The 12,113-nt window shown below is 73.7% G+C and carries 11 protein-coding genes; 7 read left to right on the top strand and 4 right to left on the bottom strand.

Translation table 11 applies throughout. The features are described from left to right. Positions 1 to 26 precede the first annotated feature (26 nt). Positions 27 to 770, top strand: a complete 744-nt coding sequence (locus tag FEF34_RS13090; RefSeq protein WP_138053352.1) for a siderophore-interacting protein — start codon at positions 27 to 29, stop codon at positions 768 to 770. A 448-nt stretch (positions 771 to 1,218) separates the two neighbouring features. Here FEF34_RS13090 and FEF34_RS13085 read toward each other — a convergent pair whose 3' ends face one another. After that, positions 1,219 to 3,348 carry a S9 family peptidase gene (locus tag FEF34_RS13085; protein WP_138053351.1) on the bottom strand — a complete coding sequence of 710 codons (2,130 nt, stop codon included), beginning with the start codon at positions 3,346 to 3,348 and terminating at the stop codon, positions 1,219 to 1,221. A gap of 201 nt (positions 3,349 to 3,549) precedes the next feature. Between FEF34_RS13085 and FEF34_RS13080 the strand changes: the two genes are divergently transcribed. The 4 genes from FEF34_RS13080 to FEF34_RS13060 all read left to right on the top strand — a co-directional run bounded on the left by FEF34_RS13080 (position 3,550) and on the right by FEF34_RS13060 (position 7,470). Next, entirely contained in the window at positions 3,550 to 3,744 is a 195-nt protein-coding gene (locus FEF34_RS13080) for a DUF2304 family protein (protein ID WP_093652482.1), read from the top strand. Positions 3,745 to 3,845: 101 nt separating this feature from the next. Next, complete coding sequence (gene mshB, locus FEF34_RS13075) at positions 3,846 to 4,784, top strand: N-acetyl-1-D-myo-inositol-2-amino-2-deoxy-alpha-D-glucopyranoside deacetylase (protein WP_138053350.1); 939 nt, start codon at positions 3,846 to 3,848, stop codon at positions 4,782 to 4,784. After that, the gene (locus FEF34_RS13070; protein WP_138053349.1) at positions 4,781 to 5,182 is read left to right on the top strand and encodes a DUF6113 family protein; all 402 of its coding nucleotides are present in this window, start codon (positions 4,781 to 4,783) and stop codon (positions 5,180 to 5,182) included. The genes mshB and FEF34_RS13070 overlap by 4 nt, the downstream gene beginning before the upstream one ends. Positions 5,183 to 5,358: 176 nt before the next feature. Next, positions 5,359 to 7,470 (top strand): hypothetical protein, encoded by a 2,112-nt coding sequence (locus FEF34_RS13060; RefSeq protein WP_171052937.1) that lies wholly within the window; start codon positions 5,359 to 5,361, stop codon positions 7,468 to 7,470. A 319-nt stretch (positions 7,471 to 7,789) separates the two neighbouring features. Here the strand turns inward: FEF34_RS13060 and FEF34_RS13055 are convergent, their stop codons facing one another. Further along, positions 7,790 to 8,629, bottom strand: a complete 840-nt coding sequence (locus FEF34_RS13055) for a transglutaminase family protein (protein ID WP_138053348.1) — start codon at positions 8,627 to 8,629, stop codon at positions 7,790 to 7,792. A 17-nt stretch (positions 8,630 to 8,646) separates the two neighbouring features. Continuing rightward, positions 8,647 to 9,654, bottom strand: a complete 1,008-nt coding sequence (locus FEF34_RS13050; RefSeq protein ID WP_138053347.1) for a GNAT family N-acetyltransferase — start codon at positions 9,652 to 9,654, stop codon at positions 8,647 to 8,649. Between the two features lie 139 nt (positions 9,655 to 9,793). On the opposite strand from FEF34_RS13050, the gene fdxA reads away from it, so the two are divergent. Further along, complete coding sequence (gene fdxA, locus FEF34_RS13045) at positions 9,794 to 10,114, top strand: ferredoxin (protein ID WP_010474859.1); 321 nt, start codon at positions 9,794 to 9,796, stop codon at positions 10,112 to 10,114. Positions 10,115 to 10,277: 163 nt separating this feature from the next. Next, a complete protein-coding gene (gene dapC, locus FEF34_RS13040) occupies positions 10,278 to 11,375 on the top strand; it encodes a succinyldiaminopimelate transaminase (RefSeq protein ID WP_138053346.1) in 1,098 nt (365 codons plus the stop codon). 232 nt (positions 11,376 to 11,607) lie between these two features. On the opposite strand, the gene FEF34_RS13035 is transcribed toward dapC, so the two are convergent. Beyond that, a complete protein-coding gene (locus FEF34_RS13035) occupies positions 11,608 to 12,075 on the bottom strand; it encodes an ATP-binding protein (protein WP_138053345.1) in 468 nt (155 codons plus the stop codon). Positions 12,076 to 12,113 lie beyond the last annotated feature (38 nt).

Genomic DNA, 12,113 nt, shown 5'->3' with positions numbered 1-12,113 from the left:
ACTGGTTCCGCGGGGAGGAGACAGCGGTGGGGCATGGCTGGGAGGGCGTGGTCCTCAAGCTGTTCCGGGGCAAGGACTTCGAGTTCACGGTGACGGGGGCGGAGCAGGTCACCGACGACTACCGCCGGGTGCACCTGACCGACGGCGGCATGCTCGCCGCGACCGGAGTGCACCCCACCATGTGGGTGCGGCTCTGGTTCGACGACGCGGGCAAGCCGCACCAGCGGGCCTACACCCTCGTCGACCCCGATCCGGCCAAGGGCACGTTCAGCATGGAGTTCGCGCTGCACGAGGGCCGCGCCAGCGAGTGGGCGCGCAACGCCGAGCCGGGCGACACGATCGAGGCCACCCTCCAGGGCACCGGGTTCACCGTGCCCGACCCGCTGCCCACGCGGCTCTTCGTGATCGGCGACCCGGCCTCGCTGCCGGCCGTCAACTCCCTGCTCGACGCCATGCCGGGGGTGCCCGCCACCATATGGTTCGAGACCCGGCACGAGTCGGACGTCGGTCTTCCGCTCCGGGCCGGAGCCGCCCATCACGAGCTGCGGCGGGTCCCCCGGCAGGACGGCGGAGCGGCCCTCGTGGCGGAGGTGAAGGCCGCACTGCCCGTACTGCTCGGCGACGACCGGGCGGACGCCTTCGTCTGGATCGCCTGCGACACCGCGACGACCCGGACCCTCACGGCATACGCCCGCAAGGAGCTCGGTCTGCCCAAGGACCGGGTGAGCGCGCTCGGATACTGGCGGCCGGAGAGTCCCCGAACGCGATAAGTGACCATCAAGTTCGTTAACAGTCGGGCAACTTGATCGAAGCCGCACCGATATACGGACGTGCCACCCTGAACTGCGTACGGCCGTGCGGGTGCCGTAGACCGGCCGGGGCGCACATGCCGCCCCGGCCGGTCGTGCGTTCCACCGGGTCGGTCCGGGGTGCCGGCCCCGGCCGGTCGTGTGCCGCGCCGGTTCCGTGGTGGTTCCGGTCACCGGCCGGTCGTGCGTCCCGGCCCGGAACCCGGGCCCCGGTCGGGCCCGGAAGCGTCCCGGGCACTCCGGTGGTTCCGGGCCTGTGACGGACGCACTCTGCTCTCCGCCCGGCGGCTCGGGACCGTCCTCCACGGCCCTCTGCCGCTCCTCGGCCGTGTCACGGCGCGCGTTTCTCCGCCCCGCCCTCGCGGGCCTCGCCCGGCGGCGGTGAGGGGACCGGCCGTCGGACTGCGCGTCAGGCGACCCCCAAGGCGCGCTTCAGGAAGTCCACCTGGAGCAGCAGCAGGTTCTCCGCGACCTGCTCCTGGGGTGTCATGTGTGTGACACCGGTCAGCGGCAGCAGTTCATGGGGGCGTCCGGCGGCGAGCAGTGCCGATGACAGCCGCAAGCTGTGTGCCACAACCACATTGTCGTCCACCATCCCGTGGATGATCATCAACGGCCGGGCGGGCTCGGCCGGATCGGTCAGGCCGTCGTCCGTGACGAGGGAGTTGGCCGCGTACGCCGCGGACTGCTCGTCCGGGAGGCCGAGGTAGCGCTCGGTGTAGTGGGTGTCGTACAGCCGCCAGTCGGTGACCGGCGCGCCCGCGACCGCCGCGTGGAAGACGTCCGGCCGGCGCAGCACGGCGAGCGCGGCGAGGTAGCCGCCGTAGGACCAGCCCCGGACGGCCACCCGGTCGAGGTCCAGCGGGAACCGGTCGGCCAGCGCGTGCAGCGCGTCGATCTGGTCCTCCAGTGTGACCAGCAGATCGCCCTTGATCGCCTTCTCCCAGCCCGGGGAGCGGCCGGGGGAGCCGCGTCCGTCCGCGACGACCACGGCGAAGCCCTGGTCCGCGAACCACTGGGAGGTGAGGTGCGGATGGTGCGCGGCCAAGACTCGCTGTCCGTGCGGCCCCGCATAGGGATCCAGCAGCACCGGGAGCGGGCCGTCCGCCTCCAGGTGGCCCTGCGGAAGCAGCACGGCGCACGGAATTCGCCGTGCGCCCCCTTCAAGGAACTGTGCGCGGGAGGAAATGACCGGTTTCTCTGCGTATGAGGGGATGGTGGCGACCGGTTCGCCCTCCCTCAGCACCTGGACCGTCCCGCCGGTCGGCACTCCGGGCCGCGCCGACGCGAGCACCGTCACGGCCCCCGAGCGCACCGCCCCGTGCACCCCTGCGCCCTCCGAGACCCGCGCGGCCCCCCGCTCGTCGACGCGGTACACATGGATCTCGCCGATCTCCGGATCCGCCGCCTCCGCACCCGCCGACGCCGAGACCAGCAGGTCCGGCCCGCCCACGTCCAGTACCGCCCTGACGTGCAACTGCGGCCCGGTCAGGAGCCGGTCGCCCACCGCCAGCACCCGGGCCCCGCCCTCGTCCGCGATCCGCACCAGCCTGCCGTCCGGCGCCCACGCGGGCACCCCGGCCGACAGCTCGACCCACGCGGGGTCCTCCTCGGCGTGCACCGTGCGGGTGGCCCCGCTCTCCGTGTCCACGGCGAGATACAGCGCCGTGCGCTGGTCACGGGTCTGGACGAGCAGCAGTGGGGCGCCGGCGGGTGACCAGTGCACCCGCGCCAGATACGGGTACCGCTCCCGGTCCCAGAGCACCTCGGTGCGGGCTCCGCCGAGGTCCATGAGCAGCAGCCGCACCTCGGCGTTCGGCGTCCCCGCCGAGGGGTACGCGGTCCCCGCCGGTTCCCGGTCCGGATGCGCGGGGTCGGCGATCCACCAGCGCCGCACGGGCGAGCCGTCCACCCGCGCCACCAGCAGCCGGTCCGACGCGGGCGACCACCAGAAACCGCGCGAACGGCCCATCTCCTCCGCGGCGATGAACTCCGCCACCCCGTAGGAGATGTGCTCGCCGTCCGGTTCGGCGAGCGCCCGGTCCCCGTCGCCCTCCGCACCGACGACGCGCAGCGCGCCGCCCGCCGCGTAGGCGACCAGACGCCCGTCCGGCGACGGCCTCGGGTCGACCACCGGCCCGGCGACGGGCAGTTCACGCGCCGTGCCCGCCCGCAGCTCCGCCGTGAACAGTCGCCCGGACAGGGCGAAGGACGCCAACTCCGCCTCGCGGTCCACCGCGTAGGCGACGATGCCCCCGGAACCCTCGCGGCTGCGCTCCCGCCGTGCGCGCTCCTCGGCCGGCAACTCCTCGTCCGCGCCGCCCAGCAGCACCCCGGGATCGGCGGCCACCCGCTCGCGCACCTCCCCCTCGAGGTCCAGCACCCAGAGCCGGTGGGATCGGTCCGTCCCCGAAAGGGACCTCAGGAACACCACCCGCGAACCGTCCGGGGCGACCGTGAACGCGCGGGGTGCGCCGAGGGTGAAGCGCTGCGTCCTGGCGTACTGGCGGGGGAAGGAGAGCTGCCGCTTCGACGTCATGCGACCGAACCTAGCCGAGCCGGTCCGCCGATTTCCCGTGGTGCGCTCACGGCGGTCGCGGCCGTGCGCCCCCGTGTGCTGCCGTGCACCGATCGATGCGGCCGAACGGATAGTTATGATCCGTAGCGCTAGGTGGGTAGGAACCTTCCGGCACACGCATGCTGCCCGTTCCCGACCGAATATCTGTGGAGGTGAACCGCCGTGGCACTCTCGATTTCGGCGGTGGTGCTGCTGGCGATCGTCGTCTTCCTGCTGGTCCGGAAATCCGGGCTGAAGGCCGGACATGCGGCGGTTTGCATGCTCCTCGGGTTCTACCTGGCCAGTTCCTCGATCGCGCCCACCATCACCGAACTGACGACGAACGTGGCGGGCATGATCGGCGGGCTCAAGTTCTAGGGCGTAGGGCCAGGAGGGACCTTCGCAGCACGGCCCAGTGCCGCATCAGGCGATGTTCGCCCCGACGCGGCGCCGGCCGATGGCCTCGTAGGCTGGGAGCCATGACGGATCTCCCAGCCCGTCGTCTGCTCCTGGTGCACGCGCACCCCGACGACGAGTCGATCAACAACGGCGCCACGATGGCCCGGTACGCCGCGGAGGGCGCCCTGGTCACCCTGGTCACCTGCACCCTCGGCGAGGAGGGCGAGGTGATCCCGGCCGGGCTCGCCCATCTCGCGGCGGACCGGGACGACACCCTCGGCGTGCACCGGAGCGGCGAACTGACCGCCGCGATGAAGGAGCTGGGCGTCCACGACCACCGCATCCTCGGCGGCACCGGACGCTTCCGCGACTCCGGGATGATGGGAGTTCCGCAGAACCGCCGCCCCGGTGCGTTCTGGAACACCCCCGTGGAGGAGGCCGCGCCGTACCTGGTCGAGGTGATCCGAGAGGTGCGGCCGCAGGTGCTGATCACGTACGACCCGCAGGGCGGTTACGGACACCCCGACCACATCCAGGCCCACCGCGTCGCCATGCGTGCGGCGGAGCTCGCCGCCGACCCGGCCTTCCGGAGTGACCTCGGAGCGCCGCACCGCATCGCCAAGATCTACTGGAACCGGGTGCCGCGCTCGGCGGCCGAGGAGGGCTTCGCCCGGCTCCGCGCGGCGGACGTCGAGTTCCCGGGCGTCGCCGGCATCGACGACATCCCGGGCGTGGTCGACGACGCGGACGTGACCGCGGAGATCGACGGCACCGGCCACGCCGGGCGGAAGGCCGCCGCGATGCGTGCCCACGCCACGCAGATCGCCGTCGACGGGCCCTTCTTCGCGCTCTCCAACGACCTGGGCCAGCCGCTGTTCACCACCGAGTACTACCAGTTGGTGCGGGGAGCCCCGGGGGCGCCCCCCGGGGAACGCGAACGCGACCTCTTCGCCGGCACGGACACCGCCCCCGAGACGGGCGGCCCGGCCGTCACGACGACACAGGAGACAGAGCGATGAGCGGGTCCGGAACCTGGCCGGCCAGGCCCTCCAAGGCGGCGCGCATCGCCGCTTACATCGGCCTGGCCGTGCTCGGCGTCGCCGTCGGCACCGCCGGTTCGCTGGTCCAAGCGGCCTGGTTCCCGATGGGGTTGCTCCTGGCGCTGCTCGGCGCCGCGGCACTCTTCTACGGCGGACTGCGTGCCACCGGCACCCAACTCGGTGTCGTCACGCCCGCCGCGGGCTGGGTCGCCGCCGTACTGCTGCTGAGCGCGGGACGTCCGGAGGGCGACGGTGTCTTCGCAGGCGGTCTCGGCGAGATTGTCTTCCTGTTCGGGGGGGCCGTGCTGGCTGTGATGTGTGCCACCATGACGCGGTTGCCGCAACCGGGCCGGCCCTCCGGCCGACTTGGCAAGTGACGTGTCCCATCTGAGGCCGAATTGCCCATACTCGCTGGGACGGCCGGGGAACGCCGCTTCCCGCGGTCGCCGGATACGGATCGGCGGCGGCCAGTATGGTGGTGCGCGCCGCCGAGCCGCCCGCAGCAGCGAGAACCAGTAAGAACGGGCGGCGGAGCCAACCGGGAGAACCTGCTTTGAGCCGTGAAACTGACAGTTCGCCCTCCGGCCCCCAGGGGCGTGGCGGGGCCGCGTACCCCTCGGGGACACCGCCGTACGGATCCCGCCAGTATCCGTCGCTGCACCCGACGCAGGACGCTCCGGAGGAAAGAGCCGAACCCGCGTCCGCGCGGCAGCCGGACGAGCCCCGGACCGAGACGACGCTGACGACCCGCATCCGGATCAACATCCCCGGGTCCCGTCCGATCCCGCCCGTGGTCATGCGCACGCCTATGAGCGACCTGGACAGGAAGGGCGCCGCCGCGCCCCGCGAGGGGGCGGCGGAGCGCACGGGCAGCACGCCCCGCCCGGCCGCGCCCGCCCCGTCGGCACCGGCGCCTCCCGGCGCCGCACGGGACGCCGGGAGGCCCGAGGCGCCCGAGAAGCCGGCCGAGGAGAAGACCAGCGACTGGTTCGCCCCGCGCAAGGCGCCGAGCTCCACGCCCCCGCCGTCCTCCGTGCCGGCCCAGGCGACCGGCCCCGGCCGGTCGCCGAACGCGCCGGGACCGCGTCCCGAGGACACCGGCGCCCACCGGATGCCCGGTGCACCCGCTCCCCGGAACGGGCAGGTACCCGGCGCCCCCCGGTTCCCCGACGCACCGGGCGGCACCGGCAACCGGCCCCGCAGCGGTCTGGACTCCCTGTCCTCCGACCTGGACGCAGCCGGCCGTGCCGCACCGGGGCAGCGGCCCCCGGGCGCCGGTCCGGCGGGCCCCACGACCGGTCCCGCCGCCGGTGTCTCGCCGTTCGCTCCGGGCGCCCCGGCCGACGGCGTCCCGGGCGCCGGCGCGCCCGGGGGCGGTCCCGCCGGACCGCCGCGGATGAGCGACGACACGGCCGTACTCACCCCGCAGAATCCCGCGCCCGAAGCAGGCCCCGGAGGTCCGGGCCTGCCCGGCGGCCCGGGCGGCAACGTATCGGGCGACACGCTGACCAGCGGGATCCCCGTGGTGCCGCCGGAGCACCGTTCGCCGTTCCAGCCCGGGGGCCCTGACGGCGCCGGATCCCCGTGGCCCTCCGGGCCCGGTGGCCCGGGGCCCGACTTCCCGGGGCCCGCCAGCGCGCCGCGGACGACGACCGGCCCCTCGCCGGCGCCGAGGTCCTCCTCGCCGTCCGCGCCGGCGTCGTCCGGTCCGGCGAAGAAGGGCCGGTCCAAGCTGGTGCTCGTCGGCGCCGGCGCGTTCGGCGCTCTCGTCGTCGCCTACGGCGCCGGGCTGCTGCTGAACCACTCCGAGGTCCCCAAGGGCACCACCGTGCTCGGCGTCGACATCGGCGGCGGGACCAAGGAGGAGGCCCAGACGAGGCTGGAGGCCGCGCTCGGCAAGCGCGCCACCTCCCCGCTGCAGCTCAGCGTCGGCGGCCAGAAGATCCAGCTCGCGCCGGACAAGGCCGGCCTCACCCTGGACAGCCAGGCCACCGTCCGCGCGGCCGCGGGCAGCGACTACAACCCCGTCTCGGTCATCGGCTCGCTGTTCGGCGGCGAGCGGGTCGCGCAGCCGGTCATCCCGGTCGACGAGGAGAAGCTCGTCGTCGCCCTGACCGACCTCGCGGGCACGTCCGGCTCGGCCTCCGAGGGCACGATCAGGTTCGAGCCCGGCAAGGCCGTCCCGGTCCCGGGCAAGGCGGGGAAGACGCTGAACGTCCAGCAGTCGATGATCTCGGTGCGGGACGCGTACCGCGCCCAGGTCGAGACGGGGCGCGTGAACAACGTCGAGCTGCCCGTCGCCACCCGCGAGCCGTCGATCACCCAGGCCGAGCTGAACCGGGCCATGAAGGAGTTCGCCGAGCCGGCCATGTCCGGCCTGGTCACGATCAGGGCGGGCGACAAGGAGATCCAGTTCGGGCCGGCGAAGTCGCTGCCGAGGATCCTGTCGATGAAGGCGGTCGACGGACGGCTCGTCGAGGTCTACAACAAGCAGGCCATCACGGAACTTCTGGACGGGGTCTTCGACGGGATCACGGTCACCAAGGGGGACGGGAAGCAGTACCCGCTGTCCGCGGACGACGTCGCCTCGGCGATGCAGAAGGCGCTGCTCGGCGGGACGCCCGAGGAGCGCACGCAGACGATCGAGCTCGACGGACAGGGCTGAGCCCCACCCACCGACGCGCCGTCACGAGCCCCCGCCCGGTCCTCCGGGGTCCGGGGGCTCGCGCGTGCCCCCGCGCGGTCCGGCGGGCGGCGGACGTACCCGGCGGTGCCGCCGTCCGGGGGTTCGGGCGTACTCGTCCGCCGACGAGCCGCGCGCACCCGCCTACCTGCGCACCCGCCCACCTGCGCACCCGCCCACCTGCGCACCTGCGAGCCTGCGCACCTGCGAGCCTGCGCACCTGCGCACCTGCGAGCCCGCGCAGCCGAGCACGGGCCGCGGAGAGCCGCACGACCCCCGCACGGCCCCCGCACGGGGCGCTTCAGTTCAGCATCGACCTGGCCGAGTGCGCCTTCCGCCGGATCGCTTCCGCCGTCGCGGGTTCGGCGGCCGAGACGACATCCGCGTACGCGTCCATCTCCGCCGCCCCGGCCAGGAAGTCGCCGCGCTGGACGAGGAGTTGCGCGCGGTCGTAGCGGAGGCGGGCCGGGTGGGAGGGCAGGAGGAGGGAGAGGTCGACGGCCCAGAGCGCGACCTCCGTGTGCTCGGGGCGGGCCGCGGCCCAGGCGCGGATGTTGTTGAGGATGCGGAGGACGATGTCCAGTGGGCCCGCGGGGGTCAGCATCGACGGGTCGAGCGGGGCGCCCGTCGTGCCGGCCACGAGGAGTTCCGCGTCCGGTCCCGTCAGCAGACGTCCGCCCGCGAAGGGGTCCGCCATCACCGGGTGCTCGGGGTCGCCGAAGCCGACGACGAAGCGGCCCGGGAGGGCGAGCCCGTACACGGGCGCGCCGGCGCGGCGGGCCACCTCCATCCAGACGACCGACAGCAGGATCGGCAGGCCTCGGCGGCGGCGCAGCACCTTGTGCAGCAGGGACGACTCCAGCCGCTGGTAGCAGTCCGGGGTGCCGTGGAAGCCGCAGCGCTCACCGAGCAGCGACGACAGCGCGGCCACCCAGTTGTGCGGGCCGGTGATCCCGTACGGCAGCAGGCCCGCGAGCCGGTCCAGCTCGATCTCGGCGGCGTCGAGGCCCGCCTCGTCCAGCCGCGGATCCGCTTCCGCACCCACGAGCAGGCACAGCGTCGCGAGGTCGGGCCGCTCGGAGCGGGCCTCCTCGGCGAAGCGGCGACGCCGGCCCGCGGCCTCGGGGAATGGCGGTTGCATATGCGTCTCGTACCCGTTCAGGAAGATCGGGAGTATCGGAAGTGGTGGTAGAGGTGGTGGACGGTGAATCCCATCCCCTCGTACAGGGTCCGCGCCCCGTCGTTGCCCGACTCGACCTGCAGCCAGGCCGCCGAGGCCCCCTCGTCCAGCGACCGCCGCGCCAGGGCCGCCATCACGGCCGTCGCGAGCCCCTGCCTTCGGTACGCGGGGTCGACCTCCACCGTCATGAATCCGGCCCAACGTCCGTCGACCACACAGCGGCCGATCGCCGCCGGGACGTCGGATGCGCCGGGGACGGTGGCGAACCACACCGACGGGCCGCCACCCAGTACTTTCAGTACATCCGGCCCCGGCACACCGAACCGCTGGTAACGCCGTAGCCAGGGCTCGTCCACGGACCGGCCCAGCCGCACCCGCTCCACGTCCGCGTCCAGGTCACCGATCGGTGCGAGCCCTCCGACGCGCAGTTCGGCGCTCACCTCCTGTTCCCAGCCCCGCTCCGCCAGTCCGGCGCACAGCCCCTCCTGGGTCCCCTCGGCGCCGGTCGCGGTCTGGACGTAGGCCGGAAGGCCGCGATCGGCGTACCAGCCCCGTACGCGCGCCAGGGCGGCGTCCAGGGGTATGCCCGGGTCGCCGAGCGGCAGCACCGAGTTCGCCCGGCGGGTGAAGCCGGACGCCGCGCGCAGCACCCACTCGCCCAGCGGTTCGCTCTCCACCGGCTGCCAGGCGCGGGCCGAGACACGTGCAAGCTCCTCGAACGACGCTGTCGGCACGCCCCGCCGACGGGCCGGCGCCGCGGGGACGACCTTGCCCGCGACCAGTGAGGATTCCGGGATGCGGACGGTCTCCCCGGTCCTTCGTGTGATCAGCAGCACACCCCCGGTCCACGATGTGAGAACCCCGACGGCGTCGGTGAACTTCGCCGATCCGTCCGCCGGCTCGGCGCGCCGCCGCACCGACACGCGTTTTCCCACGTCAGAGGGGGTGATGCGAACCTCAAGTCGTCCGCCTGCGGTGAATTCCACAGCTCAGTCCTCCCCTCCTGTTCGGATCATCCCCAGGAACGGAGATACTAGGTGCGGGCATCGACGACGCCGCGCTCCCGCGCAGCCCCGCGGCGAGCCGCAGACCGGACGCCGCGCCCTACCGAGGAGGAACGACAGCGTGACCTACGTCATCGCGCAGCCTTGTGTCGACGTCAAGGACAAGGCGTGCATCGAGGAGTGCCCCGTCGACTGCATCTACGAGGGCCAGCGGTCCTTGTACATCCACCCGGACGAATGCGTCGACTGTGGTGCCTGTGAGCCGGTCTGCCCGGTCGAGGCGATCTTCTACGAGGACGACACTCCCGAGGAGTGGAAGGACTACTACAAGGCGAACGTCGAGTTCTTCGACGAGCTCGGTTCGCCCGGTGGCGCCTCCAAGCTGGGCCTGATCGAGCGCGACCACCCCTTCATCGCCGCGCTGCCGCCGCAGAACGGCTGATCGTGCGTCCCCGGTCCCGTACGGTGCGTCCGCCGTACGGGACCGCGGCGTTTGCACCGGTACCCGAGGGCCCGGCGCGGGACAGCGCACAGCCCTGAGCCGGCGGCCCCGGCCGGTCGCCGCCCGGTCGGCGGTCCGCCGCACGAACGAGAAAGTGAGCACCGTGTCCGCCGTATCGTCCCGACTCCCCGTCTTCCCGTGGGACAAGCTGGAGCCGTACAAGGCGACCGCCGCGGCCCACCCGGACGGCATCGTCGACCTCTCCGTCGGCACACCCGTCGATCCGGTACCGGACCTGGTCCGGCGGGCCCTCGTCGAGGCCGCGGACTCGCCCGGCTATCCGACCGTGTGGGGAACACCCGAGCTACGGGACGCGCTGGTGTCGTGGTGCGCGCGGCGTCTCGGTGCGGTGTCCTTCGCCCACACCAACGTGCTGCCGGTTGTGGGGTCCAAGGAACTCGTGGCCTGGCTGCCGACCCAGCTCGGCCTGGGGGCCGGCGACAAGGTGGCCCACCCCCGCCTGGCCTACCCGACCTACGAGGTCGGCGCGCGGCTCTGCGGGGCCACCCCGGTCGTCTACGACGACCCGGTCGCCGACCTCGACCCGGCCGGTCTGAAGCTCCTGTGGCTGAACTCGCCGTCCAACCCGACCGGCCGGGTCCTCGCCAAGGACGAGCTGACCCGGATCGTGGCCTGGGCGCGCGAGCACGGGGTGCTCGTCTTCAGCGACGAGTGCTACCTGGAGCTGGGCTGGGAGGCGGAGCCCGTCTCGGTGCTGCACCCGGACGTCTGCGGCGGCACGTACGAGGGCCTCGTCTCGGTCCACTCGCTGTCGAAGCGCTCCAACCTCGCCGGCTACCGTGCGGCCTTCGTCGCGGGCGACGCGGCCGTCCTCGGCGAGCTGCTGAAGATCCGCAAGCACGGCGGGCTGATGACGCCCGCCCCGGTGCAGGCGGCCACGGTCGCGGCACTCGGCGACGACACGCACGTCGCCGAGCAGCGGGCCCGGTACGCGGCCCGGCGTCTCGCCCTGCGTGACGCCCTGCTGAAGCACGGCTTCCGCATCGAGCACAGCGAGGCGAGCCTCTATCTGTGGGCGACACGGGACGAGCCGTGCTGGGACACGGTGGCGCACCTGGCCGAGCTGGGTGTGCTCGTCGCGCCCGGCGACTTCTACGGCGAGGCGGGGGAGCGGTTCGTGCGGGTCGCCTTCACGGCGACCGACGAGCGGGTCCAGGCGGCGGTCAAGCGCCTCGGGTGAGCGCGGCGGCCGCCTCCGCGGCTCCGGGCCCGGCCCGCATCAGGCGGTGCGGGAAGGGCTCCACGGCGGATCTCGCTGCCGGAACTGCCGGAACTGGCGGAACTGGCGGAACTGCCGGACTCCGTGACGGACGTGCTTCCGTGGCGCGACGCGCCGACACGGTCGACGGCGTACGGAAGGGCCCCCGGGAAACCGCCGACTCCCGAGGGCCCTTCCGTACGCTCCGGCGGGGTCAGAGGGGCAGGCCCTCCACCGGCAGCTCGCCGGCCGGCAGCGCGGCGCCCGCGTCGGGGAGGCCGCCGCCGGCCAGTCCCTGAGCGGCGGGCAGGCCCTGCGTGGCCGCGGAGCCTGCGGTCTCGCCCAGGACGCCGGCGGTGCTGCCCCCGGCCTGTCCGGCGGTCTCCTGCGCCGCCGGGAGGCCGGTCTCGGCCGCGCCGCCCAGGGTGCCCGCGGCGGCCGGGAGCGTCGTGCCGACCACCCTGCCGCCGGCCTGGTTCGCCGTGTCGGCGGCCTCGCGCGCGGCGCCGTCGACCGTGGAGCCGGCCGCGGCGCCGTCGAGCTGGGTCAGGCCGCCGTTGCCCAGGTCCTGGGTGGGGAGGTCCACGGCGTTCGCGGAGCCGGCCGCACCGACCACGGGAGCTGCCCCGGCTGCGACGAGCAGCGCGGCACGGGCGATCCGACGGGTCAGGGGGAGGGACATGATGCTCCTTCGACGAGAGAACGTTGGGTGGTGACTGT

This window comes from Streptomyces marianii (assembly GCF_005795905.1).
In the GTDB taxonomy this organism is placed as follows: domain Bacteria; phylum Actinomycetota; class Actinomycetes; order Streptomycetales; family Streptomycetaceae; genus Streptomyces; species Streptomyces marianii.
Note: the sequence above shows the minus strand (reverse complement) of the source record. Positions and strands in the feature narration are given on the sequence as shown.